The organism is Streptomyces sp. PsTaAH-124 (assembly GCF_000373685.1).
Classification (GTDB): domain Bacteria; phylum Actinomycetota; class Actinomycetes; order Streptomycetales; family Streptomycetaceae; genus Streptomyces; species Streptomyces andamanensis.
Genome location: NZ_KB892158.1, coordinates 416,889 through 442,653 on the forward strand (window position 1 = coordinate 416,889; position 25,765 = coordinate 442,653).

At 72.5% G+C, this 25,765-nt stretch carries 28 protein-coding genes; 21 read left to right on the top strand and 7 right to left on the bottom strand.

Annotated features, from left to right (window positions below; all coding sequences use genetic code 11):
- Position 1 precedes the first annotated feature (1 nt).
- The 4 genes from B086_RS0104130 (at position 2) to B086_RS0104145 (ending at position 3,540) form a co-directional block, all read left to right on the top strand.
- On the top strand, positions 2–1,258 hold the full coding sequence (locus B086_RS0104130; RefSeq protein WP_018565137.1) for an AAA family ATPase: 1,257 nt from the start codon (positions 2–4) through the stop codon (positions 1,256–1,258).
- Between the two features lie 146 nt (positions 1,259–1,404).
- Positions 1,405–1,788, top strand: a complete 384-nt coding sequence (locus B086_RS0104135; RefSeq protein ID WP_026252085.1) for a TadE/TadG family type IV pilus assembly protein — start codon at positions 1,405–1,407, stop codon at positions 1,786–1,788.
- A gap of 1 nt (position 1,789) precedes the next feature.
- Positions 1,790–2,206 (top strand): TadE/TadG family type IV pilus assembly protein, encoded by a 417-nt coding sequence (locus tag B086_RS0104140; protein WP_018565139.1) that lies wholly within the window; start codon positions 1,790–1,792, stop codon positions 2,204–2,206.
- The gene (locus tag B086_RS0104145; RefSeq protein WP_018565140.1) at positions 2,203–3,540 is read left to right on the top strand and encodes a CpaF family protein; all 1,338 of its coding nucleotides are present in this window, start codon (positions 2,203–2,205) and stop codon (positions 3,538–3,540) included. The genes B086_RS0104140 and B086_RS0104145 overlap by 4 nt, the downstream gene beginning before the upstream one ends.
- 9 nt (positions 3,541–3,549) lie before the next feature.
- Here the strand turns inward: B086_RS0104145 and B086_RS44500 are convergent, their stop codons facing one another.
- The gene (locus B086_RS44500; protein WP_018565141.1) at positions 3,550–3,696 is read right to left on the bottom strand and encodes a hypothetical protein; all 147 of its coding nucleotides are present in this window, start codon (positions 3,694–3,696) and stop codon (positions 3,550–3,552) included.
- Here B086_RS44500 and B086_RS0104155 point away from each other — a divergent pair.
- From B086_RS0104155 to B086_RS0104190, 8 genes are all read left to right on the top strand, one after another.
- The gene (locus B086_RS0104155) at positions 3,695–4,636 is read left to right on the top strand and encodes a type II secretion system F family protein (RefSeq protein ID WP_018565142.1); all 942 of its coding nucleotides are present in this window, start codon (positions 3,695–3,697) and stop codon (positions 4,634–4,636) included. The genes B086_RS44500 and B086_RS0104155 overlap by 2 nt on opposite strands.
- A gap of 66 nt (positions 4,637–4,702) precedes the next feature.
- Complete coding sequence (locus tag B086_RS0104160; protein ID WP_018565143.1) at positions 4,703–5,590, top strand: DUF5936 domain-containing protein; 888 nt, start codon at positions 4,703–4,705, stop codon at positions 5,588–5,590.
- A 262-nt stretch (positions 5,591–5,852) separates the two neighbouring features.
- On the top strand, positions 5,853–7,109 hold the full coding sequence (locus tag B086_RS39080; protein ID WP_018565144.1) for a sensor histidine kinase: 1,257 nt from the start codon (positions 5,853–5,855) through the stop codon (positions 7,107–7,109).
- A 52-nt stretch (positions 7,110–7,161) separates the two neighbouring features.
- Positions 7,162–8,016, top strand: a complete 855-nt coding sequence (locus tag B086_RS0104170) for a response regulator transcription factor (RefSeq protein WP_026252086.1) — start codon at positions 7,162–7,164, stop codon at positions 8,014–8,016.
- Between the two features lie 127 nt (positions 8,017–8,143).
- Positions 8,144–8,377 carry a hypothetical protein gene (locus B086_RS0104175; RefSeq protein ID WP_018565146.1) on the top strand — a complete coding sequence of 78 codons (234 nt, stop codon included), beginning with the start codon at positions 8,144–8,146 and terminating at the stop codon, positions 8,375–8,377.
- A complete protein-coding gene (locus tag B086_RS0104180) occupies positions 8,374–8,994 on the top strand; it encodes a pilus assembly protein TadG-related protein (RefSeq protein ID WP_018565147.1) in 621 nt (206 codons plus the stop codon). The genes B086_RS0104175 and B086_RS0104180 overlap by 4 nt, the downstream gene beginning before the upstream one ends.
- Before the next feature lie 16 nt (positions 8,995–9,010).
- Positions 9,011–9,592 (top strand): hypothetical protein, encoded by a 582-nt coding sequence (locus tag B086_RS0104185; RefSeq protein ID WP_026252087.1) that lies wholly within the window; start codon positions 9,011–9,013, stop codon positions 9,590–9,592.
- 10 nt (positions 9,593–9,602) lie between these two features.
- Positions 9,603–10,268 carry an OmpA family protein gene (locus B086_RS0104190; protein WP_018565149.1) on the top strand — a complete coding sequence of 222 codons (666 nt, stop codon included), beginning with the start codon at positions 9,603–9,605 and terminating at the stop codon, positions 10,266–10,268.
- A gap of 22 nt (positions 10,269–10,290) precedes the next feature.
- Here the strand turns inward: B086_RS0104190 and B086_RS0104195 are convergent, their stop codons facing one another.
- Positions 10,291–10,701 (bottom strand): DUF192 domain-containing protein, encoded by a 411-nt coding sequence (locus B086_RS0104195; RefSeq protein WP_018565150.1) that lies wholly within the window; start codon positions 10,699–10,701, stop codon positions 10,291–10,293.
- A gap of 113 nt (positions 10,702–10,814) precedes the next feature.
- On the opposite strand from B086_RS0104195, the gene B086_RS0104200 reads away from it, so the two are divergent.
- The 8 genes from B086_RS0104200 (at position 10,815) to B086_RS0104240 (ending at position 19,804) form a co-directional block, all read left to right on the top strand.
- Positions 10,815–11,558 (top strand): prepilin peptidase, encoded by a 744-nt coding sequence (locus B086_RS0104200; RefSeq protein ID WP_018565151.1) that lies wholly within the window; start codon positions 10,815–10,817, stop codon positions 11,556–11,558.
- Between the two features lie 59 nt (positions 11,559–11,617).
- Complete coding sequence (locus B086_RS0104205; protein WP_018565152.1) at positions 11,618–12,496, top strand: LLM class flavin-dependent oxidoreductase; 879 nt, start codon at positions 11,618–11,620, stop codon at positions 12,494–12,496.
- Between the two features lie 148 nt (positions 12,497–12,644).
- Positions 12,645–13,487, top strand: a complete 843-nt coding sequence (locus tag B086_RS0104210; protein WP_078530968.1) for a methyltransferase domain-containing protein — start codon at positions 12,645–12,647, stop codon at positions 13,485–13,487.
- Positions 13,488–14,282: 795 nt separating this feature from the next.
- Positions 14,283–15,056 (top strand): isoprenyl transferase, encoded by a 774-nt coding sequence (locus B086_RS0104215; RefSeq protein WP_018565154.1) that lies wholly within the window; start codon positions 14,283–14,285, stop codon positions 15,054–15,056.
- A 337-nt stretch (positions 15,057–15,393) separates the two neighbouring features.
- Positions 15,394–16,719, top strand: a complete 1,326-nt coding sequence (locus B086_RS0104220) for a PhoH family protein (RefSeq protein ID WP_018565155.1) — start codon at positions 15,394–15,396, stop codon at positions 16,717–16,719.
- A gap of 431 nt (positions 16,720–17,150) precedes the next feature.
- On the top strand, positions 17,151–17,843 hold the full coding sequence (locus B086_RS0104230) for a transglycosylase SLT domain-containing protein (protein WP_018565157.1): 693 nt from the start codon (positions 17,151–17,153) through the stop codon (positions 17,841–17,843).
- Between the two features lie 126 nt (positions 17,844–17,969).
- Positions 17,970–19,379: an AI-2E family transporter gene (locus tag B086_RS39085; RefSeq protein ID WP_051115747.1), complete on the top strand. Its 1,410-nt coding sequence runs from the start codon at positions 17,970–17,972 to the stop codon at positions 19,377–19,379.
- A gap of 143 nt (positions 19,380–19,522) precedes the next feature.
- Complete coding sequence (locus B086_RS0104240) at positions 19,523–19,804, top strand: hypothetical protein (RefSeq protein ID WP_018565159.1); 282 nt, start codon at positions 19,523–19,525, stop codon at positions 19,802–19,804.
- Positions 19,805–19,878: 74 nt separating this feature from the next.
- Here the strand turns inward: B086_RS0104240 and B086_RS0104245 are convergent, their stop codons facing one another.
- Entirely contained in the window at positions 19,879–20,412 is a 534-nt protein-coding gene (locus B086_RS0104245) for an alkyl hydroperoxide reductase (protein WP_018565160.1), read from the bottom strand.
- Between the two features lie 3 nt (positions 20,413–20,415).
- Entirely contained in the window at positions 20,416–20,970 is a 555-nt protein-coding gene (locus B086_RS0104250; RefSeq protein WP_018565161.1) for a peroxiredoxin, read from the bottom strand.
- 133 nt (positions 20,971–21,103) lie between these two features.
- Between B086_RS0104250 and B086_RS0104255 the strand changes: the two genes are divergently transcribed.
- Positions 21,104–22,063, top strand: coding sequence for a LysR substrate-binding domain-containing protein (locus B086_RS0104255; RefSeq protein ID WP_018565162.1), 960 nt, complete (start codon positions 21,104–21,106; stop codon positions 22,061–22,063).
- 101 nt (positions 22,064–22,164) lie between these two features.
- On the opposite strand, the gene B086_RS0104260 is transcribed toward B086_RS0104255, so the two are convergent.
- The 3 genes from B086_RS0104260 to B086_RS0104270 are packed head-to-tail and all read right to left on the bottom strand — an operon-like array spanning position 22,165 to position 25,714.
- Complete coding sequence (locus B086_RS0104260) at positions 22,165–24,507, bottom strand: ABC transporter permease (RefSeq protein ID WP_026252089.1); 2,343 nt, start codon at positions 24,505–24,507, stop codon at positions 22,165–22,167.
- A complete protein-coding gene (locus B086_RS0104265; RefSeq protein ID WP_026252090.1) occupies positions 24,504–25,193 on the bottom strand; it encodes an ABC transporter ATP-binding protein in 690 nt (229 codons plus the stop codon). Before B086_RS0104265 ends, B086_RS0104260 begins: the two co-directional genes overlap by 4 nt.
- Complete coding sequence (locus B086_RS0104270) at positions 25,190–25,714, bottom strand: PadR family transcriptional regulator (protein ID WP_026252091.1); 525 nt, start codon at positions 25,712–25,714, stop codon at positions 25,190–25,192. Before B086_RS0104270 ends, B086_RS0104265 begins: the two co-directional genes overlap by 4 nt.
- Positions 25,715–25,765: the final 51 nt, after the last annotated feature.

Here is a 25,765-nt window from a genome sequence, read left to right on the forward strand (position 1 = left end):
CATGCCCACCAGGATCCTCCCGGCAGCCGGCGACGCGGACGCGGTCCGGTCCCTCACGACCCTGCTCAGCCAGCTCCCCGACGCGGAACCGCTGGCCGCCGTCGGCGACTCCACCCAGCTCGTCGACACCCTCGCCCGGCTGGCCGCCGAATCCGTCGACGAACTGCCCGAGGTCGTGGTCGTGCACGAACGCGTCGGCCCCGTCCCCGCGCTGGAGCTCATCCGCGAGGTCGCGCTGCGCTTCCCGGCCGTCGGCGTCATCCTCGTCACCTCCGACGCGAGCCCCGGCCTGTTCTCCGCCGCCATGGACGCCGGTGCCCGCGGCCTGGTCCCGCTGCCGCTGGGCTACGAGGAACTGGCCAGCCGGGTCCAGGCGGTGGCCCAGTGGTCGGTGGGCGTACGGCGCCACCTGGGACACGGCGCCGACCTGTCCGGCGGGGCCGGCGGGCGCGTGGTCACGGTGAGCGGCGCCAAGGGCGGCGTCGGCACCACCCTGACCGCCGTCCAGCTCGCCCTGGCCGCCCAGGCGTCCGGCCACAGCACCGCCCTGGTCGACATGGACCTCCAGACCGGTGACGTCGCCTCCTACCTGGACGTCCGGTTCCGCCGCTCGGTCGTCGACCTGGCCGCCATCACCGACATCTCGCCGCGTGTCCTCGCCGACGCCGTCTTCCGGCACGACACCGGCCTCGCCCTGCTGCTCGCCCCCGGCGAGGGCGAACGCGGCGAGGAGGTCACCGACCGGGCCGCCCGCCAGATCGTCGGCGCGCTGCGCTCCCGCTACGAGATCGTCGTGCTGGACTGCGGGTCCCAACTGGGCGGCGCGGGCGCGGCGGCCGTGGAGACCGCCGACACCGCGCTGCTGCTCACCACCCCGGACGTGATCGCGGTGCGCGCCGCGAAGCGGACCGTGCGGATGTGGGACCGGCTCCAGGTCCGCAAGGCGGAGGAGACCACCGTCGTGGTCAACCGCCACAACCGGGCCACGGAGATCCAGCCCGCGCTCATCGGCCGGATCACCGGCACGCCGGTGGCCGCGACCGCCGTCCCCGCCAACTTCAAGGAGCTCCAGGGCCTCGTCGACGCCGGCCGCATCCACGAACTGGACGCCCGGAGCACGGTCAAGCAGGCCCTGTGGGGCCTGGCCGCCGAACTCGGTCTGGTCAAGCGGCCGGTGACCACCGCCAAGGGACACGGCCGGATGCACGGCGACCGGGGCTCGGTCAGCTTCCGGCGGCGCAGGGAGGCGGGGGGATGAGCGGGGGGACGAGCGGGGCGACCAGGGGGCGACGGCGGTTACGGGGCGGCGTGCGGGGCGGGGGCCCGGGGTCTCCGGTGCTGTGCGGCGGTGCGCGGGGCGCGGGCGCGCGGTCTCCGGTGCCGTACGGCGGTGCGCGGGTGAGGCTGAGGCTGCGGCTGCGGTCCGACAGCGGGCAGGTCGCCGTCGAGTTCCTGGGCATGGCCCCCACCATCATCGTCACGCTCGTCCTGATGTGGCAGTGCGTGCTGCTGGGATACACGTTCACGCTCGCCGGGAACGCCGCCGACGAGGGAGCCCGGGTGGGCACCGCGGCCACCGGCGACTACCAGGGCGCGTGCGAGCGGGCCGCCCTGGGCGCGCTGCCGGGCGCCTGGCACGGCGACGCCGCGATCGACTGCGGAGGGCGGGGGAGCGGCTATGTGACGGCGACCGTGCACCTGCGCGTCCCCGTCCTGCTGCCGGGCCTGATCGGGTTCCCCATCCCGGTGAGCGGCCATGCCGCCGCCGTGGAGGAGGTGAAGCGCTGAGATGCCGTGGATCCGGCGGTCCCGGCGCGGCGCGCGCGCCGACCGTGGCCAGGTCGCCATCGAGTACCTGGGCTTCGTCCCGGTCCTGCTGCTGGTCGGCCTCGCGGCCATCCAGATCGGACTCGTCGCCTTCTGCGCCCTCCAGGCCGGTACGGCGGCACGGGCGGGGGCGCGCGCCGCCTCGCTCGGTCACGACGCGCAGGCGGCGTGCGCGGCGGCGGTCAGCGGCGGCCTCTCCGGCCGTACCACCTGCTCCCCCGCCGCCGGGGGCGACACGGTCACCGTCACGGCCACCGTGCGCATCCCCTCCGTCATCCCGCTGTGGAACCCGGTCGGCACGGTCCGCAAGACCGCCACCATGCCGCTCGACGACCCCCGCTCGACCAGTGACCGAGGACGAGGAGCCCCGCCCCCATGAGTCTGCGCGCACGCATCAACTCCCCGCAGGAGCAAGGCAGCCGGGGCGAGGACGCCCATCTGGTCGCCTCCTACCGGGCGAAGCTCCTGGAGGAGATCGACCTCGCGGAGATGAGCGCGCTCGCCCCCGCCGAGCGCCGGGTACGGCTGGAGCGGGTGCTCGGGCACATCATCAGCCGCGAGGGCCCGGTCCTGTCGACGGCCGAGCGCTCCCGGCTGATCCGCCGGGTGGTCGACGAGGCCCTCGGCCTCGGCATCCTGGAACCCCTGCTCGAAGACGCGTCCATCACCGAGATCATGGTCAACGGCCCCGACGCGATCTTCGTGGAGCGCGGTGGCCGGGTCGAGCAGCTCCCGCTCCGCTTCGCCTCCCACGAGCAGCTGATGCAGACCATCGAACGGATCGTCTCCACCGTCAACCGGCGCGTGGACGAGACGAACCCCATGGTCGACGCCCGGCTGCCGTCCGGCGAACGCGTCAACGTGATCATCCCGCCGCTGTCGCTGACCGGCCCCGTCCTCACCATCCGCCGCTTCCCGCGCTCCTTCACCCTCCAGGAGCTGATCGGGTTCGGCTCGCTCGACGAGCACATGCTCTATCTGCTCGCCGGACTGGTGCAGGCCAGGTTCAACATCATCGTCTCCGGCGCCACCGGCACCGGCAAGACCACGCTGCTCAACGCCCTGTCCGGACTGATCCCGGACGGCGAGCGCATCATCACCATCGAGGACTCCGCCGAACTCCAGCTCCAGCAGCACCACGTCGTACGCCTGGAGGCCCGCCCGCCCAACGTCGAGGGCCGCGGCCGGATCAGCATCCGCGACCTCGTCCGCAACTCGCTGCGCATGCGCCCCGACCGCATCGTCGTCGGCGAGGTCCGCGGCGGCGAGTCGCTGGACATGCTCCAGGCCATGTCGACCGGCCACGACGGCTCGCTGGCCACCGTGCACGCCAACAGCGCCGAGGACGCCCTGATGCGCCTTCAGACCCTGGCCTCCATGTCCGAGGTGGAGATCCCCTTCCCGGCGCTGCACGACCAGATCAACAGTGCCGTGGACGTCCTCGTCCAGCTCACCCGCTTCGCGGACGGCGCCCGCCGCGTCACCGAGATCGCCCTGCTCGACAGCCACGGCGGCGAGCCGTACCGGCTGACCACCGTGGCCCGCTTCGCCGCCCGGCCCATGACCGCGGACGGCCGCATCCACGGTGCCTTCGCGCACCACCCGCTGCCCCGCCGCGCCGCCGACCGCCTCCACATGGCGAGCCAGCCCGTCCCCGCGGCCTTCGGCGTCGCCCGGTCCACGGACCAACTGGCCACCCGGGAAGCCGTATGAGCCGTATGCCTAGTACGACGCCTGCGACGCCTGCGACGCCTGCGACGCCTGCGACGCCTGCGACGCCTGCGACGCCTGCGACGCCCACGGCCACCCCGCCACGACGCGTCCGGAGCAGGCGGTCAGGAGCCGTCCCGCGGTCAGGAGCCACCCCATGGAACTGAGCACCCTCGTCACCCTCACCACCGGGGTCGCCCTGCTGGCCTGCGTCCTGGCCGTCGTCGGCCTGCACGCCTACACCTCCGGCCGGGCCCAGCGCGCCGAACTCGTCGACCGGCTCGCCCTGACCGGCGGCACCGAGACGGGCCGCAGACGCCGCTTCCGCTCCCTGGACCGCAGACTGCGCCGCACCGCCCTCGGCCGCCGGCTGGAACTGCGGCTCGCCGCCACCGGCCTGGACGTCACCCCCGGAGAGTTCTTCGCCTGCATGCTCGCCGTGGTGGCGGCCCTCTGGCTGATCGGCCAGGCCGCCCTGGCCCCGTTCTTCGGGCCGCTCGCCGGGATCCTCGGTGTCTGGGCCGCCGTGCAGTTCCTCAACTGGCAGCGCGCCAAACGCATCGAGAAGTTCATCAACCAGCTCCCCGAACTCGCCCGCATCCTGGCCAACGCCACCCAGGCCGGCCTCGCCCTGCGCACCGCGATCGGCATGGCCGCCGAGGAACTGGAGGCTCCCGCGGGCGAGGAACTGGGCAAGGTCGCCCACCAGCTCGCGCTGGGCGCCTCGATGGACGACGCCCTCGGCGAACTCGCCGACCGGCTGCCCTCCCGCGAACTCGTCGTCCTGGTCACCACCCTCGTCCTGTCCAACCGGGCCGGCGGCCAGGTCGTCGGCGCCCTGCGCAACCTCACCGAGACCCTGGAGGAGCGCAAGGAGACCCGCCGCGAGATCCGCACCCAGCTCTCCCAGGTCAACATGACCTCGTACGCGGTACCCGTGCTCGGCGTCGGCGCGCTCTTCCTGATGAACGGCGTCAAGTCCGGTGCCCTGGAGCGCATGACGGGCTCCCCGCTCGGCCAGGGCGCCGTGATCGTCGCCTTCGCGCTCTACGCCGTCGGCTTCTTCCTCATCCGCCGGATGTCCCGTATCGACGTATAGCGCCAGAACGGCCCGCGGGAGCGGGCGAGTCGGAAGCACCGGAAGACAGAAAGGAGAGAACCGACGATGGCATGGCTGCTCGCCCTGGTGGCGGCGCTCGGCGTCGCGGGCGTCTTCGCCGGTGTCCGCATGTACCGCGCGGACGCCCGGCTGCCCAGCGACCTCGCCCTCGCCCTGGAGGTCGGCGCCACCCGCACCGGCGCGGTGGGCTCCGTCATCGACCGCCTGGGCATGCGCTACGCCCCCGCCGTACTGCGCCTGATGGGCCCCAAGCTGGTCGCACGCTACCGCCGCAAGATCGACCTGGCGGGCAACCCGGGCGGCCTGACCATCGACCGCTACGCGGCCCGGCGCGCGGTCTACGGCTTCCTCGGCGGCTTCGGCGGCCTGATCTCCCTGCTGCGCGGACAGTACGTCGTCGCGCTCCTCCTCTTCGCCTTCGGCGCGTTCTGGACCGAGGTCGGCATCTGGTCGGCCATCCGCATCCGCCGCGACGTCATCGAGCGCACGCTGCCCGACTTCCTCGACGTCCTCGCCGTGGTGGTGAGCGCCGGACTCGGCTTCCGCCAGGCGCTGGACCGGGTGGCCTCCCGGTACGAGGGCCCGTGGGCGGACGAACTGCGCATCACCCTGCGCCAGATGGACCTCGGGATGAGCCGCCGCGAGGCGTTCGCGGAACTGCGCCGCCGCAACGACTCCGAGCAGGTCGCCATGTTCGTCACCGCCCTCCAGCAGGGCGAGGAACTGGGCGCGCCGATCGTCGACACGCTCGTGTCCCTGGCCAAGGACATGCGCCGCACCGACGCGCAGAACGCCCGCCGCAAGGCCGCCCGCGCGGTCCCCAAGGCCACCATGATGATCACCACCTTCATGGTCCCGGCCACCCTCATCCTCCTCGCCGCGGGCCTCCTCCTGGGCTCCGGCGTGGACTTCGGCTCCGTCACAGGGGAGTAGGAGCCAGATGCGTACGACCATGCCGACCACGCCGACCATGCCGACCACGCCGACCACGGAGGAACGCCACCTCCGCACGGGCTTGCTCCGGCACGCGCCGCGCACGGCGCCGGAAGCGGGGGGAGGGGGAGGGGACCCCGAGCCTGCGCCGGTCCCGGTCCCGGCACAGGTACAGGTACCCGAGGGTGTCCCCGCCCTGGCGTCGGCTCCCGCCCCGCACCCCCTCGCGCCGGAAAAGCTCCAGATCAGCGCCCTGCAAGCGATGTGCCGCCATGTCTTCGCGTTCCGCCTGGCGATGATCGCGCTGGCCGCCCCCGTCGCCCTCGTGCACGCCGCCCCCGGCCTGGCCGTCCGCCTGGTGGGCGCCGCGGTGGTCGTCACCTTCATGGGCTCCTACGTGCTCTTCCGGGACTGGGAGCGCTTCGGCCCGCTGCTCCTGCGGCACCCCACCCTCCTCGTCCTGGACACCCTCTTCGGCGCGCTCCCGCTCATCGCGGCCGGACCGGACAGCGTCCTGGCGTACGTCAGCGTCTGCACCCCGCTGCTGGCCGGCCTCGTCTACAGCTGGCGCGGCGCGGCGCTCTTCGCCTCGCTCCAGTCGCTGATCCTCCTGCTGGTGCACATCGCCGCCAGACAGCCGCACGCCGACCTGGCCCAGTCCGCCCTCTTCCCCGGCCTGTGCCTGATCGTGGGCGCGGTCGGCGCCACCCAGCGCACGCTGCTTCTCCGCTTCGGCGAGGCCACCCGCACGCTGACCGCGGTCCAGGCACGGCTCGCCGTCACCGAGGCCGTGAACGCCGAACGCGCCCGGCTGGCACGGGAGATGCACGACTCGGTGGCGAAGACCCTGCACGGTGTGGCCCTGGCCGCAGACGGTCTGGCGTGTTCGGCCGGGGTGGTCCGCCCGGACCCGGCCCTGATCCGGCGGCAGGCCGACCTGGTCGCCCGCTCGGCCCGCCGCGCCGCCGCCGAGTCACGGGACCTCCTCACGGACCTGCGGCGCGCGCACGACCCGGACCGCAGGACGGACCTGTGCGCGGAACTGGGTTCCGAGGCGCGGGCGTTCAGCGTCCGCACGGGCGTGCCGACAACCTTCCGCACGGCCACGGCCCCCACCACGGCCCCGAGCGCGGCCCCCACCACGGCTTCGACCACGACGATGCCCCCGCTGCCGCCCGCCGTCGCCCGCCACCTCCTCGCCATCGCCGCCGAGGCGATGGAGAACGCCCACCGCCACGCCGCGCCGACCCGCGTCGAGGTCGGCGCGGACGTCGACGGCGGCCTGCTCCGCCTCACCGTCCGCGACGACGGCCGGGGCCTGCCCCCGGGCACCACTCTCGAACACCTGCGTGACAGCGGCCACTTCGGACTGCTCGGCATGACCGAACGCGCCACCGCGATCGGCGCCCGCCTCCGTATGGTCCCGGCCGATCGCCCTGGGACCGGCACGGAAGTCCGCGTCGAACTCCCTTTGGACGCCCTGCCGCCTCACCCTCCCCACCCGCCCTCCGGCCCCTGACCGCCCTCCCGCACCGCCTCCGGACCCCGCCCGCACCCGAGAGGAGGCCCCGATGCCGCCCGCGACGCCGCCCCCGACCCCCGCCCCGCCGCCGTCCCCGGAACCAGGACCAGGCCGCGGCCGGCCCCTGACGGTCGTGGTCGCGGACGACAACCCGGTGGTCCGCGCCGGGCTGACGGCGCTGCTCTGCGGGCGCGCGGACATCACGGTGGTGGCCCAGGCCGCGGACGGCCGCGAGGCGTGGGAGGCCACCCGCCTGCACCGGCCGGACGTGGTCCTGCTCGACGTCCGGATGCCCGGGGTGGACGGCATCTCCGCCCTGCCGTACCTCGTACCGGTCGCCCCGGTCCTGATGCTCACCTACAGCCGTGAGCCGGAGGTCGTCCAGGAGGCCCTGCGCCGGGGCGCGGGCGGCTATCTGGTCCACGGCGAGTTCACCGCCGACCAACTGGTCGACGCCGTACGGGACATCACGCACGGACGCGCCCACCTCACCGCCACGGCGGCGGGAGCCCTGCTGGACCAGCTCCGACAGCGCCCGGCACCGGCGGCGGGCTCCCTGCCGGAGGACCTGGGGGATGCGAATGCACACGAGTCAGTGGCCTCAACTCCCGCTCGCCCCACTATTTCTGTCGAATCGCTTTCGCAGATGCAACCGACTGTGAGACAGTCGTCCCCGGTCGACAGAGCGAGGTTCCGGCTCAGCGCGAGGGAGGCGGAGATCATGGACCTCATCGCATCCGGCATGACGAACCAGCAGATCGCCACCGCCTGCTTCATCAGCGAGAAGACCGTCAAGAACCACATCAACCGGATCTTCGCCAAGCTGCACAGCACCAGCCGCGCCGAGGCCGCCGCCAAGTGGCTCGGCACGGCCCCGGACTCCCCGTCGCAGGGACGGGGGTGACCCGGGATGCCGACGCCCGGGATCTGGGCCCGGAATTGGGCCCACGGACCCTCGGAACGCCCCTCCGCCCCGCCCTACCCTTCCCCTGCCGCGACCGGCACCGAGCCCGAACCCGGAGGGGATCACCATGAGCAACCTGATGCTGAAGACCGCGGTTGCGACCAAGGTCCGCGTACAGGGCTGGAAGAACACCACCACAGCGGCGATGCGCCGCCGCACCGGCGACCGGGGGCAGACGGCGGTGGAGTATCTGGGCATCCTCGCCGTCGTGGTGGCGATCGTGCTCGTCATCAACGGCACGAGCATCGGGCAGACGATCCTCAACAAGATCACCGGGCTGATCGGCAAGGTCGGCAATTGACGCACCGCCGCCGGTACGGCGACGCGGGACAGGCATTCCCCATCTACATCACGGTGATGGCGGGCCTGCTCTTCCTCGCGTTGGTGTACTTCGCGGTCGGCCAGGCGACGGTGAACCGCAGCGGTGCCCAGACGGCCGCGGACGCCGCTGCGCTCGCCGCGGCCCAGGACACCAGGGACCAACTCGCGGGTGAATGGGTGGCGGCGGTCCTCGACCCGAACGAGTGGCAGGAGATCCTCACCGGTCACGGCCGGGAAGTTCGCTCCTCGTGCTGGCGGGCCGCCGAACTCGCCGCTCAGAACGACGCGCATCTCCTGGACGGTGCCTGCCGGCAGCAGTTCCTGGGCTACACAGTCAGGGTCGAGACCGACAATCCCGTGGGAGAGTCCGTCGTCCCCCTGACGAGCACCAAGCACTCCAAAGCGTCCGCTACGGCCGTGATCGAGCCGCGCTGCGACATCGGTCCACCGGCAGCGGATGCCGGGGCCGGTCCGTTGCCGGTGCTCACGTGCCACGGCAAGCAGTGGGACGTGGACCCGAAGAACCCCACGGATCTCCCCGAGCCCCAGGACCTCTTCGACGTCCACCTGGCCGACCGACCTGCGAACGACGAGTGAAGAAGGAAGCAGAGCGATGAGCATGCGGTTCACTGCGAGGACCCGCAGGGGTCTGCTCGCGTTGACCATGGCGGCCGGGCTGGCCGTCGGTGCGGTCGGCTGCGGCGGTGGCGGCGAGGACAAGCACCCGGAACCCACGTCCGCGGCGTCCAAGGACAGCGGGGGGTCCGTTCCGAGTGCTCAGCAGGGTCAGTCGCAGGCGCCCCTGGCGGAACTGCGGGGGCCGGACGGGCTCCTCTTCCAGGCCACTTCGGCACAGCGCGACGCGGGCGGATTCGTCACCGTCAACGGCGTCCTGAAGAACGACGGCGCGAAGTCGGCCGTCATCCCCTCACAGATGAGCGGCGACGAGACCGAGATCATCAAGCACGGTCAGTCGCTCGGCGGAGCCACGCTCGTGGACTCCAACGGGAAGAAGCGCTACTACGTGCTCCGGGACACGGACGGGCGGCCGCTGACGACGGTGGGCCTGACGACGATCGAGTCGGGGCAGACACTCCCCGTCTTCATGCAGTTCCCCGCCCCCCCGACCACCACCACCGACGTCACCCTCCAACTCCCCACCTTCTCCAGCGGCACCATCAAGATCTCCGGGTGAGGCGGCCACCATGACCCACACCTTCACCCCCACCCCCACCCGCACCCCGCCCCGCCGAGGCCCCCTCGTCCTCGCCGCCGCGGCCGCCCTCCTGCTCACCGCGCAGTTCTACGGCGCGGCGGCGGTCCGTGCGGACGGTACGGATCCGAGCGTCCCGCCGGGCACCGAGGCGTCCGCGTCGCCGCCCGTCCGGGTCGACCCGAACGACCCTGACCTCAAGCTCCCGGAGGGCGCCACCCTCGCCGCGCCCAAGGTGCTGGACATCAAGTCGGTCGTCGAGGACCAGGGCGGTGAGGAACGCCGCGAGGACACCAACACCGACGTGACGTTCGCGCTCCAGGCGGAGGTCCTGTTCGCCAAGGACAGCGCGAAACTGAGCGACCAGGCCCGCTCCCGTATCGACGCCATCGCGCAGGAGATCAAGAAGCAGCACGCCCCCCAGGTCCGCGTCTTCGGCTTCACCGACAACCTCGGCACCCACGAACACGGCGTCGTCCTGTCCAAGCAGCGCGCCAACGCCGTCCAGGACGTCCTCTCCCAGGAGCTGAACGACCCGAACGTCACCTTCGACGTACGCGGCTACGCGGAGGACTACCCCATCGCGGACAACTCCACGGAGGACGGCCGCAAGAAGAACCGCCGGGTGGAGGTCACCTTCCCCCGCACCCAGAGCTGACGGACCGCTCGTGCCTGTGCCCCTACACCCGTACCTCCACCCGGACCCCCGCCCGCAGCCCCCACCCCGCCATCGCCCCCGCCGCCGCCTCCAGGACGTGCCGGGAGCGGAGGCGGGGCAGGCCCAGGCGGCCCGGACGCATCGTGACGACGGCGAGGACGCGCAGCCGCCGGTCGAGGTAGGCGACGTCGATCGGGACGCGCATGCCGAACGTGTGGACGCTGCCCGCGGGCGAGAGCAGCAGCGCACCGTCCACCCGGTCCCGGCCGAGCAGTCCCTTCGTCCGGGCCCGGTAGGACGTGGCCAGCTCAAGCGGCACCACGAGCCCGTCCACGGCCCCGCCCACCCTGCCCGCCGTGCCCACCCTGCCCAGCTCGTCCATGGGCCCGTGCACCACCAGGCTGCCCCGCCCGTCCCGCCATCGCGCCCCCATGCCGCCGGCCGCCTCCTCACCGCCGCTGCGCCGCGTACGTTCCCCGCCGACCGTAGCCGTCCGGCGAACAGACCCGCCAGACTCACCAGCCCCGTCCCGGCCAGGGTCCCCGCGTGCGCGTACTCCTGATCGTCGTCGCCGCCCTGTGGGGCGCGGGTGCCGGGCTGCTGGTGCCCCGCGCCGCGCACCGGCTGTCGGTGGAGGCCGGTGCGCCGTGGCGGGCAAAGTGCCCCGGCGGGCATCCGTTCGGCGGGGCGCTGGGCGGCTGGGTGGGGCGGGCGCGCTGCGCCCCCGCCTCCGGGCCCTGCGGGGGGTACGGGCCGAGCACCCCGGCCGTCGCGGCCGTCACCGCCCTCGTCTGCGCCGCGCTCACCGCCGCCACCGGACCGCGCCCGGAGGCGGCGGTCTGGCTGCTGGCCGCGCCGGTCGGCGTCCTGCTCGCGCTCGTCGACCACCGGGTGCGGCGGCTCCCGGACGTCCTCACCCTGCCGCTCGCCGCCGGGAGCGCGGCGCTGCTGGGCCTGGCCGCGCTGCTGCCCGCCGCCGCCGGATCCTGGCCGGACGCGCTGCTGGGCGCGCTCGCCCTGGGCGCCGCCTACTTCGTCCTCTTCCTCGTCAACCCGTCCGGGATGGGCTTCGGCGACGTCAAACTGGCGCTGTCGCTCGGGGCGTTGCTCGGCTGGTACGGCTGGCCGGTGCTGATCACGGGCGGCTTCGCCGGGCTGTTCTACGGCGCCGTGTACGGTCTCGGCCTGGTGCTGCTGCGCCGGGCGGGGCGCGGGGCGACGATGCCGCTGGGCCCGTTCATGCTCGCCGGGGCGTGCACAGGCGTGCTCCTGGGAGCCGCCGCGGCCTGACGGGAACACATCGCGCCGCGGACGGCATGAGCCGCGAAGTCCCTGGGGAGGAACCCCGCATGACCGTTCTCGGCGCTGTCTTCCGTCCCCAACTGCCCCCCGAGCGACTGCGGTCGATGGCCCGTCTCGCCGACGACGCGGGCATCGAGGAGCTGTGGCTGTGGGAGGACTGCTTCCTGGAGGGCGGGATCTCCACGGCCGCCGCCGCGCTCGCCTGGACCGAGCGGGTCCGGGTCGGCGTCGGCCTGCTCCCCGTGCCGCTGCGCAATGTGGCCGTGGCCGCGATGGAGGCGGCCACGCTGCACCGGCTCTTCCCGGGCCGCGCGCTCCTCGGGGTGGGGCACGGCGTGCAGGACTGGATGGAGCAGGCCGGGGCGCGCGTCGAGTCCCCGATGACCCTGCTGCGGGAGTACGCGGACGCGCTGCGCGCCCTGCTGGGCGGCGAGCGGCTCACCACCCAGGGCCGGTACGTCCGGCTGACCGACGTGGCCCTGGACTGGCCACCGCCGCCGGGCAGCGAGGTCCCGGTCCTCGCCGGTGCCACCGGGCCGCGCACGCTGCGGCTGTCCGGTGAGGTCGCCGACGGCACGATCCTCACCGTCGCGACCTCGCCGGAGGGCGTCCGCCGGGCCCGTCGGCTCATCGACGAGGGGCGGGAGGCGGCGGGCCGCACCGGGCCGCACCGCGTCGTCGTCAACCTCCTCACCACCACCGGACCCGACGCCCTGCGCCGCCTGCGCACCGAACTGGCCAACGAAGGCGTGGACACCGTGCCCGATCTGGGGGTCGCCGGTGACGCGCAGGCCGTGGCGAAGGCCGTCCGCGCCCTCGCCGACGCCGGTGCGGACACGGTGGTCCTCCAGCCCACGGCCGACGAACCGGACCCCGAGGGCTTCCTCCGCTTCACCGCCGAAGAGGTGCGCCCGCTGGTGCCCTGACCGCCACCGCCACCGCCACCGCCACCGCCACCGCCACCGTCACCGCCCCGGCCGGCGACGACCGACCGCGGCTCCCCGCCTCCCGCTCCCCGCCCCGCGCCCCGTAAACCGGTCGGCGGACCGCGCCCCGCCTGAGAAGATCGCCGCCATGGCACACCACGACCCCCGCCACCCACATCCGCACCCGCACCCGCATCCCCACGCGGATCCCCACCCCCGTCCCCGATCGTTCGAGGACCTCGTGGCCGAAGGCGCCGCCGTGCCCACGGAGGGGTGGGACTTCTCGTGGTTCGCGGGGCGGGCCACCGAGGAGCGACCCTCCTGGGGGTACGCGGTGTCGCTGGCGGACCGGCTGGCCGGTGCGGACGCGGTGCTCGACGTGCAGACCGGGGGCGGAGAGGTGTTCGACTTCGCGCTCGGGCGGGCCGCGCGGGTCCCGGCGCTGCTCGCGGCCACCGAGGGCTGGCCGCCGAACGTGGCGAAGGCCACCGCGCTGCTGCGCCCGCGCGGCGCCGTGGTGGTCGCCGCCGCCGAGGCCGCGCCGCTGCCGTTCGCCGAGGGCGCCTTCGACCTGGTGGCGAGCAGGCACCCGGTCCGCCCGCACTGGGCGGAGATCGTCCGCGTACTGCGCCCCGGCGGCACGTACTTCGCCCAGCACGTGGGACCGGCCAGCGTCTTCGAACTCGTCGAGTGGTTCCTGGGGCCGCAGCCCGAGCAGACCCGCACCGCCCGGGACCCCGGCCGGGAGCGCGCGGAGGCGGAGGCGGCCGGCCTCGACGTGGTCGCGCTGCGGGCCGAGCGGCTGCGCATGGAGTTCCACGACATCGCGGCCGTCGTCCACTTCCTGCGCAAGGTGGTCTGGATGGTCCCCGGCTTCACGGCCGAGGCGTACGAGGACCGGCTGCGGGAGCTGCACGGGCGGATCGCGGCGGACGGCCCGTTCGTGGCGTACAGCGCGCGCCATCTCTTCGAGGCGCGCAAGCCGCTCTGACCGGGTCCGGAGCCGTTCACACCGGTCACAGTTTCCACATCGTTATCGTCTTTCCCTCCCGTCACTGCTCCGTCTGGCGTAAGTTCAGACCAACGAAATTCGCGTGAGCAAAGCTGCGCGAGGGGCATCGCGCAGTGGAGGGGGCTGCGCGGCGCCGTGCCCCCTGATGGCGGCGGCCGTGTCCGGTCCGGCCGGCCCGGGGTGAGGCGCCCCGGGCGTCAAGCGGGTGTGAACACCCGGGTCGCCCGTGCGGGGTAAGCAAGGACGACTCGCCACGCGGGCCCCAGATGGCGCAAACCCTTCGGTTTCTGGCTCATTCGGTCGCTTTCGCCTGTGATTTCGCTGTGAACCGGCCATGATCCGGTAAGGAATGGCAGATTCCATCACTGCCGAAACGTCGCCGGGCGAATCCGGAGAGTAGTTGTGGCGCGCTGATGCACGCAGCATCACTTACGAAGGGTTATGGTGGAAACCCCCCCTCGGGCCGGTCCGTCTCCCCCCCACGGACCGGCCCGTTTTATGTCCGGGGGCCTGCCGCCGCCCCGTCCGGGGAGCGCCGTCCCCCGGTCGGCGACCCGTCGTCGGACCCGCCGCCGGAGCCGCCGTCCCCCTGTCCGGAACCCGGCCCTGCGGCCGCCCGGCATCCGGGGGCGGCGGGCGGCCCGTTGGGGGACCCTGGGTGTGGCCGGGGGTAGGCTTCGCCCCCGGGGACCGCCATACGGACCAGGCCGCCGCACGGACAGGGAACACCCCCGGCCGCGCCTGTCCGATCCATACGGAGGGGCTGACGAACACGTGAACCTGCGCGACAAGCTGCGCAGCCTGCTGGTCAGGCTGTACGCGCGCCGGGTGGAAGGCCACCTGGACCACGCTCAGGTGCCCAAGCACATCGGCGTCATCATGGACGGCAACCGACGCTGGGCCAAGGCCGCGGGTTCCACCACCGTCCACGGACACCGGGCGGGTGCCGAGAAGATCGAGGAGTTCCTCGGCTGGTGCACCGAGACGGACGTCGAGGTCGTCACCCTCTGGCTGCTGTCCACGGACAACTTCGACCGCCCTCAGGAGGAGCTGGTCCCGCTCCTCGGCATCATCGAGGGCGTCGTGCGCGCCCTGGCCGCCGACGGCCGCTGGCGTGTGCACCACGTCGGCACCATGGACCTGCTCCCGTCCGGCATGCAGGCCGTGCTCAAGGAGGCCGAGGAGGCCACCGCCGACGTCGAGGGCATAGTGGTCAACGTGGCCATCGGCTACGGCGGCCGGCAGGAGATCGCCGACGCCGTGCGCTCCATGCTCTGCGAGGCCCACGACCGGGGCACCTCCCTGGAGGACCTTGCCGAGGCCGTCGACGTCGAGATGATCGGGCGGCACCTCTACACCCGGGCCCAGCCCGACCCCGACCTCGTCATCCGCACCAGCGGCGAGCAGCGGCTGTCCGGCTTCATGCTCTGGCAGACCGCGCACTCCGAGTACTACTTCTGCGAGGTCTTCTGGCCGGCCTTCCGCAAGGTCGACTTCCTGCGCGCGCTGCGCGACTACGCGGCCCGCCACCGCCGCTACGGCGGCTGACGCGACACGCCGCTCCCGAGGCCGCGTACCCGTTTTCACGAGGAGTTCATCCATGCGCCGTCCCGTGCTCCTGCATGGCGGTGCATGTTCGAGGGCATAAGCCAGACAGGCCGACACCCGAACCACGGGTGTCGGATCTCAGCGGGCGGCTCGGGGCCGTCCGCCCGGGAGGCCCTTTGCACCAGCCCGACCGTGCGGTCACAGCGCGGACGAAGACGTGGCGGGCCGGTCACCGGCCCGCGCATCGCGGCCGGCGACCGGCCCCGATGCCCCCGCTCTCCCGGCCCGGCATCCACCTCGTCGCTCCCCGACCTCATCCGAGGGGGTACGTCCTTCCGTGGTGACCAGCACAAAGCGCCACAAGCCAGACCGGCGCACCTACGTCCTCGACACCAGCGTCCTGCTGGCGGACCCGAACGCCCTGACCCGCTTCGACGAGCACGAGGTCGTGCTCCCCATCGTCGTGGTCACGGAACTGGAGGCCAAGCGGCACCATCCCGAACTCGGCTATTTCGCCCGGCAGGCGCTGCGTCTGCTGGACGACTACCGGGTCCGGCACGGTCGCCTCGACGCCCCCATCCCGATCGGGGACCTCGGCGGCACGATCCGGGTCGAGCTGAACCACTCGGACCCCAGCGTGCTGCCCACCGGCTACCGCCTGGGGGACAACGACTCCCGCATCCTCGCGGTCGCCCGCAACCTCCAGGCCGAGGGGTACGACGTCACCGTCGTCTCGAAGGACCTGCCGCTGCGGATCAAGGCGTCCTCGGTGGGCCTGCTCGCCGAGGAGTACCGGGCGGAACTCGCCATCACGGACGCCTCCGGCTGGACCGGGATGTCCGAACTGACGCTCCCCGCCGAGCAGGTGGACGCCCTCTTCGAGGAGGGCCGCGTCCAGGTCCCGGAGGCCGCCGCGCTGCCCGTGCACACCGGGCTGACGATCCATTCGGAGCGCGGCAAGGCCCTCGGGCGGGTCACCCCCGACGGCGACGTCCGGCTGGTGCGCGGGGACCGCGAGGTCTTCGGCATCAAGGGCCGCAGCGCCGAGCAGCGGATCGCGCTCGATCTGCTGCTCGACCCGGACATCGGGATCGTGTCGATGGGCGGCCGGGCCGGCACCGGCAAGTCGGCGCTCGCCCTCTGCGCGGGTCTGGAGGCGGTGCTGGAGCGCCGTCAGCACCAGAAGGTGATGGTCTTCCGCCCGCTGTACGCGGTCGGCGGGCAGGAACTGGGCTATCTGCCCGGCACCGAGGCGGAGAAGATGAGCCCGTGGGCACAGGCCGTCTTCGACACGCTGTCGGCGGTCACCTCGCGCGAGGTCATCGAGGAGGTCACCGCGCGCGGCATGCTGGAGGTGCTGCCGCTCACCCACATCCGCGGCCGGTCCCTGCACGACGCGTTCGTCATCGTGGACGAGGCGCAGTCCCTGGAGCGCAACGTCCTGCTGACGGTGCTCTCCAGGATCGGCGCGGACTCCCGGGTGGTGCTCACCCATGACGTGGCGCAGCGGGACAACCTGCGGGTCGGCCGCTACGACGGAGTCGTCGCCGTGGTGGAGAAACTGAAGGGGCATCCGCTCTTCGCGCATGTCACCCTGACCCGTTCCGAGCGGTCGCAGATCGCGGCCCTGGTGACCGAGATGCTGGAGGACGGGCACATCTGACGCTGTTTCGCACCCCTGTCCCGTTCCGGGGCGCTTTCAGGGGAGTCGGCGCCGTCCGGCAAAGGCCGAGAGCCTAGCCGGGCGGCGCCGTCGTGTGCGGGCCATTCCCGATATTCCGTGGGCCGAACGTGGTGTGAGCTTTCCCACGCAACACAGAATTGCCTCGCGGCGTCGGGTTGCGGCAGAGTCTCCTTCCTGTCAGGCCCCCGCATACGACACAGCTGTGCCCCCAGCGGCATCGCGCCCCTTGAGCACCACCGTCAACTCCATAACGTCGTCGTATGCCGCCCGCAGCAGCACGCGGCGCTTCCCGCAGGGGGAGTTGCGCACCGGGCCCGTGCCTCCGTGACCCCGCAGTTGGGAGGCCAGTGCCAGGGGCACGATCGCGTCCGCCAGGGTCACCGAGGCGGGCGATGCTGGAAGGAAACCGTGTGAGCCGGATCTCGGTCCGGGGATTCGCAGTGGCCTCCGCCACCGCGGTCACCGCTGTCGGAAGCGTCGTCGGTGTTGCCTCGGGCAGCACCGCCCAGAACAACGACGTCGAGGCGACGGCAGCCGACGCCACACTCCTCGCGGACATCCCGGTGGGCCAGCAGGCCCCCGTGCAGACCGCGTCCCTGACGCAGCAGGCGGACGTCCAGGCCATCGCCGCGGACGCCAGCGCCAAGAAGGACGCCGAGGAGGCGGCCCGCAAGGCAGCCGCCGAGACCGCGATCGCCAAGAAGAAGGACGCCGAGAAGGCGGCCCAGGAGGCCAAGGAGCGGGAGGAGCGCGAGAAGGCGACCACGCGCAGCACCCGGGACGCCTCCGACTTCCCCGTCCAGGGCTCCTACACCGTGGCCCAGGTGCAGGCGATCGCCCGGCAGATCGTGCCGAGCGGCCAGTTCCAGTGCTTCAGCAACATCGTGGACCACGAGTCCACCTGGAACTACCGGGCGGTCAACCCCTCTTCGGGCGCGTACGGCCTCGTCCAGGCGCTGCCCGCGGGCAAGATGGCCTCCGCGGGCGCCGACTGGCAGACCAACCCGGCCACCCAGATCAAGTGGGGCCTCAACTACATGAACGTCCGCTACGGCAGCCCGTGCGGCGCGTGGTCGTACTGGATGGCGAACCACAACTACTGAGCCGCCCCGCGCGCTCAACCCCGCACAGCCCCTCCCCGTCCTAGGGGGAGGGGCTTTTGCCCTGTAGCGTCTGTCGCAACGACTCCAGGGGGCGTGGTGGTCAGAGACGGGGGAAGAGGACGGATCATGTCGCGAGTTCCACAATGGCTCGGCCGGCTCGGCGCCGGACTGAGCGAGATGGGTGAGCGGTTGGACGAGCGGCGGGCCGAGGTGGAGCAGGAACACACCGGGCCCGGTCCCGAGCGCTCCGCCGAACCGGTACCGGCCGCCGGACCCGGACCCGAACCCGAACACGTGACGGTCGTCCCGGCCCGCCCCGACCCCGCTCAGGCCGTGCCCTGGGGTGTGCGGGTCGCCGCCGAGGCCGGCTGGCGCGTCCTCGTCCTCGCCGGCACCGTCTGGGTGCTGATGAAGGTGATCAGCGCCGTCCAGCTCGTGGTGCTGGCCTTCGTCGCCGCGCTGCTGATCACGGCGCTGCTCCAGCCCACCGTGGCCCGGCTGCGCCGCTACGGGCTGCCGCGCGGACCGGCCACCGCGCTCACCGCGATCCTCGGCTTCGTCATCATGGGCCTGATCGGCTGGTTCGTGACCTGGCAGGTCATGGAGAACATCGACAACCTCTCCAACCAGATCCAGGCCGGCATCGACGATCTGCGCAAGTGGCTGCTGAACAGCCCCTTCCACGTCACCGACAAGCAGATCAACCAGATCGCCAAGAGCCTGAGGGACGCCATCGGCGCCAACACCGACCAGATAACGTCGGCCGGTCTGGAGGGCGTCACGGTCATCGTGGAGGCCCTGACCGGGATCCTGCTGACCATGTTCTCGACGCTGTTCCTGCTCTACGACGGACGGCGCATCTGGGAGTGGACGCTGAAGCTGGTGCCGGCGGCGGCCCGTCCGGGCGTGGCCGGTGCCGGTCCGCGCGCCTGGCGCACGCTGACGGCGTATGTGCGCGGCACGGTGATCGTGGCCATGATCGACGCGATCTTCATCGGGCTCGGGATCTACTTCCTGAACGTGCCGATGGCGGTGCCGCTGGCCGTGTTCATCTTCCTGTTCGCCTTCATCCCGCTGGTCGGCGCGGTGGTGTCCGGTGCGCTCGCGGTGGTGGTCGCGCTGGTCACCCAGGGGGTGTTCACCGCGGTGATGACGCTCGTCGTCGTCCTCGCCGTGCAGCAGATCGAGGGGCACATCCTCCAGCCGTTCATCCTGGGCCGGGCGGTGCGGGTGCATCCGCTGGCCGTGGTGCTCTCCGTCGCGGCGGGCGGCCTGGTCGCCGGGATCGGCGGCGCGGTGGTGGCCGTGCCGCTGGTGGCGGTGACCAACACGGTGGTCGGCTATCTGCGGCAGTACGCCCGGGAGGCGGCGCTGCGGCAGACGCAGCGGCAGCCGGCGGGCGCGACGGCCGTGGCCGGGACACCGGCGGCCCTCGCCGTCACGGCGGCCCCGGCGGAGCCGTCCGCACCGGCCGTGCCGCCCGGGACCACCCCGCCGTCCACGGGCACCCTGCCGCCCGCCCCCGAGGGGACGTAGCGCGCGGCGGGGGAGCGGGAGCGCGTCGGCGTGCGCGCCGACGGGCCCCGGGTGACGATGGCTGCGAGGCGGCGGGTCCGGACGCGCCGGAGCGCGCGCCCCGCGCGGCCGGGCCGCGGGACCGGACAGGAGGGCAGGGGCCCATGACCGAGGCGCATGTCGGCCACACCCATCTCTTCCCCGGCGCCCGGGTGCGCGTCGACGGCCTCACCTCCGCGCGGCCCTGCGGGCTGCGGCTGCGCTTCGCCGACGGCGAGGAGGCGGCGGCGGAGGTACTGGTCTCCGAGGCGGGCGAGGCGGCCCTCGCCGTCGAGGCGTACACCACCCGCGCGGGCACCCGGCTGCCCGCCCGCACCTGGACGGTCCGGGAACACGGCGCCGACGACGGCGCCCTGACCCTGCGCCTGGGACCGCCGCTCCCGTAGCACTGCCCGCCCGCCCGGACGGCGAAGGGCCCCACCCGCACAGCGGATGGGGCCCTTCGGACGTGTGCGCGACCTCACTCGGAGAGGACGGCCTCCGCCTCCAGCGTCACACCGACGGCCTGCACGACCGAGGCGATCTTGAAGGCTTCCTGGACGACCTCGCGGTCGACGCCGGCCTTGCGCAGCACCTGCTCGTGCGAGTCCAGGCACATGCCGCAGCCGTTGATCGCCGAGACGGCGAAGGACCACAGCTCGAAGTCGGTCTTGTCGACACCGGGGTTGCCGATGACGTTCATCCGCAGCCCGGCGCGCAGGGTGCCGTACTCATGGTCCGACAGCAGGTGCCGGGTGCGGTAGAAGACGTTGTTCATCGCCATGATCGCGGCGGCGGACTTGGCCGCCGTGTACGCCTCCGGCGTGAGGTTGGCCTTCGCCTCCGGCTCCAGCTCGCGCAGCACGATCGGCGAACGCGAGGCGATGGCCGTGGCCAGCACCGTGCCCCACAGCTGCTGCGCGGGCAGGTCGCTGTTGCCGATGACCGAGCCCAGGTTGAGCCGCAGGTCCTTGGCGTAGTCCGGGACGGCGGCCTTCAGGGAGTCGAGGGACATGCCTCACTCACCAGCCAGCAGCGCGACCGGGTCGAGGGTCTCGTCGCCCTTGCTCCAGTTGCACGGGCACAGCTCGTCCGTCTGGAGCGCGTCCAGGACCCGCAGGACCTCCTTGGGGTTACGGCCGACCGAGCCCGCCGTCACCATGGAGAACTGGATCTCGTTGTTCTGGTCCACGACGAAGACCGCGCGCTTGGCGAAGCCGTCCTCGCCCTCGATGCCCAGGTCGCGCATCAGCTCGTGCTTGGAGTCGGCCATCATCGGGAAGGGCAGGTCGCGCAGGTCGTCGTGGTCCTTGCGCCAGGCGTGGTGGACGAACTCCGAGTCACCGGAGAAGCCGAGGATCTGGGCGTCGCGGTCGGCGAACTCGTCGTTCAGCTTGCCGAAGGCCGCGATCTCGGTCGGGCACACGAAGGTGAAGTCCTTGGGCCAAGCGAAGATCACCTTCCACTTGCCCTCGTAGGTCTTGTGGTCGATCTTCTCGAACTCGGCGCCCTTCTCCAGCGAGACGCAGGCGGTCAGTTCGAACTCGGGGAACTTGTCACCGACAGTGAGCACACGCTCTCCTTGCAGCGAAGAAACACGGGTATTGCTCGTGTTTCCCATGGGTTGGACCTCGATGATGTTGGCACAGACTCGATTGATTACGGAAATAGCTACACTCGGTCGTGTTGATCGGAGGTAGTTATCAGTGACTGTCGGTAATGCCGCACGGCGCAGGCCCCTGCCCAGCCTCTCCCAGCTCCGCGCCTTCGCGGCCGTCGCCGAGCATCTGCACTTCCGGGACGCCGCCGCCGCGATCGGCATGAGCCAGCCGGCGCTCTCCGGTGCCGTCTCCGCCCTGGAGGAGACCCTCGGCGTGACGCTGGTGGAGCGCACGACCCGTAAGGTGCTGCTCTCGCCCGCCGGTGAACGCCTCGCCGTACGGGCCAGGGCGGTCCTGGACGAGGTCGGCGCGCTGATCGAGGACGCCGAGGCGGTCCGGGCGCCCTTCACCGGCGTGCTGCGCCTCGGCGTCATCCCCACCGTCGCGCCCTATCTGCTGCCCACGGTCCTGCGCCTGGTCCACGACCGCTATCCCGACCTCGACCTCCAGGTCCACGAGGAGCAGACCGCGAGCCTGCTGGACGGGCTGTCCGGCGGCCGCCTCGACCTGCTGCTGCTCGCCGTGCCGCTCGGTGTCCCCGGCGTCACCGAACTGCCGCTGTTCGACGAGGACTTCGTACTGGTCACCCCGCTCGACCACCGGCTCGGCGGCCGTGAGGGCATACCCCGCGAGTCCCTCAGGGAACTGAACCTGCTGCTCCTGGACGAGGGTCACTGCCTGCGCGACCAGGCGCTGGACATCTGCCGCGAGGCCGGGCGCGAGGACGCCCCGGTGACCACCACCGCCGCCGGTCTGTCCACCCTGGTCCAGCTCGTCGCCGGGGGCCTGGGCTGCACCCTGCTGCCGCGCACCGCGCTCAAGGTGGAGATCTCCCGCAGCAACCAGCTCCTCACCGGCTACTTCGCCGATCCCGCCCCGGCCCGCCGGATCGCCCTGGCCATGCGCACCGGCGCCGCCCGCGCCGCCGAGTACACCCAGCTCGCCACCGCCCTGCGCACCGATCTGCGCGCCCTGCCGGTCCGGGTCCTGGACGCCGGGGTCTGACGGCCCGGCACCCGGCAGGAGAACGGGGAACGCGACAGGGCCCCTCTCCGCATGCGGAGAGGGGCCCTGGGCCGGTCAGCCGGTGAGCGGCCGGACGGAGGTCACTCCGTACGCAGGCCCTCCGGGCGCATCATGCGCAGCAGCGGCGGCATGCTGAGCACCGCGACCGCGACCGCGATCGCCGCGCCGATGCCGGTCATGGTCAGCACGCTCGGCCAGTCGATGCCGACGGTCGTGTCCGTCATCTTCAGCAGGACCGTGCCCAGGGTGAGGCCCACGGCCAGGGACAGCAGCAGTCCGAGGGTGACCGGGACGACCGTCTGCCACAGCACGGACAGGCTCAGCGTGCGCCGCCGGGTGCCGAAGGCGACCAGCGCCGACAGCAGCTTCCGGCGCTCGCGCAGCTGCTCCAGCTGGGACACCAGCAGGCTCGCGCCGATCAGCGTCAGCACACAGACCGCGCCGACCAGCAGCCCGGTGCGGATCGAGGCGAACTTCTTGGACACGTCGTTGCGCGTCCAGGTCATCACGTTGGCCAGCCGGTCCACCCGCGCGGCGGTGTTGCGCACCTGGTCGCGGGCGTCGCGCACCGACTCGTCGAGCGAGACGTAGACCTGGGTGCCGGCCTTCTTCGCGACCGCCGCCGGCACCGCGCCCCGGGTCAGCAGGAAGCCGCCGTGCTCCATGCCGGTGGGGTCCTTGATGGCCTGCACCGTCTTCAGGCCCTGCGGCACGGTCCAGCGCACCTCGCTGCTGGGTTCCGCGCCCTGCGAGCTGTCCATGAAGAGCTTCTTGCCGGGCTTGGCGAGCGCCGGGGTGTCGGTGTCGTAGTCGGCACCCCGGACGACGAAGACGTCGCCGTCGCGGCAGGAGGGCAGCTTCGCGACCTCGCGCAGGGCGGCGCAGTTGCCGATGGTGACCTCGGAGCTCTGCTGGGGTCCGTCGGCCGCCGTGTGGGAGGTGGCGCTGACGTTGGCGCCCGACAGGGCGACCGCCCTGGTCACGCCCCGGGTCGCCAGGAAGCCGGCGACGGCCGGGTCGGTGGCGACCCCGTGCGAGAGCTGCACCTGGATCTGGGCCCGGTCCAGGTCGTTCTTGGACGCCTTGGTGTAGTCGCCCTGGACGCCCGCGAAGAGCATCTGGAGGGCGATGGCGCCGGCCACCGCGACCGAGATGCCGTTCACGGTGCGGGCCGCGGTGCCGCTGCTGAGCTGGAGCCGCCGTACGGCGAGCTGCCAGGAGACCGAGCCGCTGCCCAGCCGGGCGACGACCGCCTCCACGATCCACGGCAGCAGCGCGGTCACGCCGACCAGCAGCAGGATGACACCGCCGGAGACCAGGAACTGGTTGAAGTTCCCGTCCCCGCGCCCCTTGCCGATCATCGGCGCGAGCATCGCCAGACCGGCCACCGGCAGCACCAGCCGCCACCACAGGCGGCGCCGCGAGGGCTTGGCCGTGCGGACCACGCCGAGCGGTTCGATGACCACACCGCGCAGCGCGAGCAGGGTGACCAGCACCGCCGCTGCCGGGACGGCGACGGCGACCAGCGCGGCCAGCGCGGGCGTCGGGTTGAGGTAGCTGGGGAACACGCTGATCCCGACGACCTCCACCGAACCCGCCGCCTCACGGCCGATCAGGAAGAAGACCGTGCCGAAGACCAGTCCGAGCAGCGAGCCCGCCAGCGCCTCGCCCGCCGCGATCCGGCGGGTCATGCGGCTGTCGGAGCCGACCAGCCGCAGCGCGGCCAGCCTGCGGTCGCGCCGCTCGCCGCCGAAGCGCACGGCCGCGGTGATGAACACGGCCACCGGCATCAGCAGCACCACGAAGACGACCAGCACCAGCAGGATCAGGACCGGGTCCTGCCGCTCGGGCGTCCGGTTCGGCGAGCCGTACTCGGTGAGCCGGGCCGTCTTCCAGCCGTCCATGTACGGCGCGAGGCCCTGGACACCGGCGTAGTAGGCGAGTTCCTGCGAGCCGATGAGCCCGTCCTCGGCGATCGTCCCGGAGATCCGGTACGGCAGCCGCTTGCGCAGCAGTTCGCCGTCGCCGGACTCCAGCAGCTTCTTCAGCGCGGGGGAGACGACCATGTCGCCGACCGCCGGGTACGCGCCGACCCCAGGGGGAAGCGCGGCCCGCGGCCCTTCCGGCTCCACCAGCCGGCCGCGGATCTCCTTGTCCTTGTAATCGGTGTCGATGTCGGAGATGAGGAAGGTGTTGTCGGCCTTGGCCGGCACCTTCTGGCTGTACGTGTAGTCGGAGCGGGCCTCGTCGCGCTGGTGGCGCACCGACAGCGCGTCGGGGATCGCGGTGGTCAGCAGCAGCAGCGCCACACCGAGTCCGACGCCGACGGCCGTCAGCAGCACCCGGGTCCAGCCCTCGCGTCCGCCGGTGAAGGCGAACTTGGCGCCCATCCTGAGATCACGGGCCCACTGGCGGGCATTCATACGATGCGCTCCATGTCCCGGGACTTGCCGTCGCGGACGACGATCTCGCGGTCGGAGTACGCGGCCACCCGCGCCTCGTGCGTGACCAGCACGACGGCGGCGTTGGTGGACCGGGCGGCCTCGGTGAGGAGTTCCATCACGCGCTCGCCGTTGAGCGAGTCGAGGGCGCCGGTCGGCTCGTCGGCGAACAGCACCCGCGGGCCGGTGACCAGCGAGCGGGCGACGGCGACGCGCTGCCCCTGACCGCCGGAGACCTCGCCGGGCCGCTTCTTGCCGAGATCGTCGACCTCCAGGCGGCTCATCCACTTCAGCGCGGCGCGCTCGGCCTCCTTGCGCGGGGTGCCGCTCAGCCGCAGCGGAAGGGCGACGTTCTCCACGCAGGTCAGCTCGGGCACGAGCTGGCCGAACTGGAAGACGAAGCCGAACTCCGAGCGCCTGAGCGCGCTGCGCTGGGCATCGGTCATGGTGGACAGCTCACGGCCGTCGTAGAGGATCGAACCCGAGTCCGGGGTGACGATCCCGGCCAGGCAGTGCAGCAGCGTGGACTTGCCGGAGCCGGAGGGGCCCATCACCGCGACGACCTCGCCGGGGTGGATGGAGAAGTCGGCGCCGTCCAGCGCGGGGGTGGCGCCGTAGGCCTTGTACAGGTTCTCGGCAGACAACAGGGAGCCGGGGGGAGGAGTCACCGGGTCACCGCCTCACGGAGTTTTTCGAGGCGCGCGGCGGTGAGTTCGAGCCACCGCAGGTCGGCCTCCAGATGGAACAGGGCATGGTCGCAGATCAGCTGGTCGGCCAGGTCGCCCTTGCGCTTGCGGTCGGTGAGGATCCGCATGCTGCGCAGGTGCTCGCTGCGCTGGGTGTCGAGGACGTCGGCCGCGTCGCGCTCGGTGAGCAGCGCCAGGACGACCTTGGTGTAGAGGGTCGACTGGAGGTACGGCTCGGGCTTCTCGGGGGTGGCCAGCCACTGCTCGACATCGGTGATGCCGGCCTCGGTGATGGCGTAGCGCTTGCGTTCGGGGCCGCCGCCGGCCTCGATCCCGTCGACTTCGACGAGGCCGTTCTTCAGCAGCCGCGACATCGTCGAGTAGACCTGGCCGTAGTGCAGCGGCCGGTCGTGACCGAACGTCTCGTCGAAGGCCCGCTTCAGGTCGTAGCCGTGGCGTGGCCCGGACTCCAGGAGACCCAGGAGGGTGTGACCGATGGACATGCGGAGCACTCTACACACCGCGTATACACACCATGTATACGCCCAGTGTGT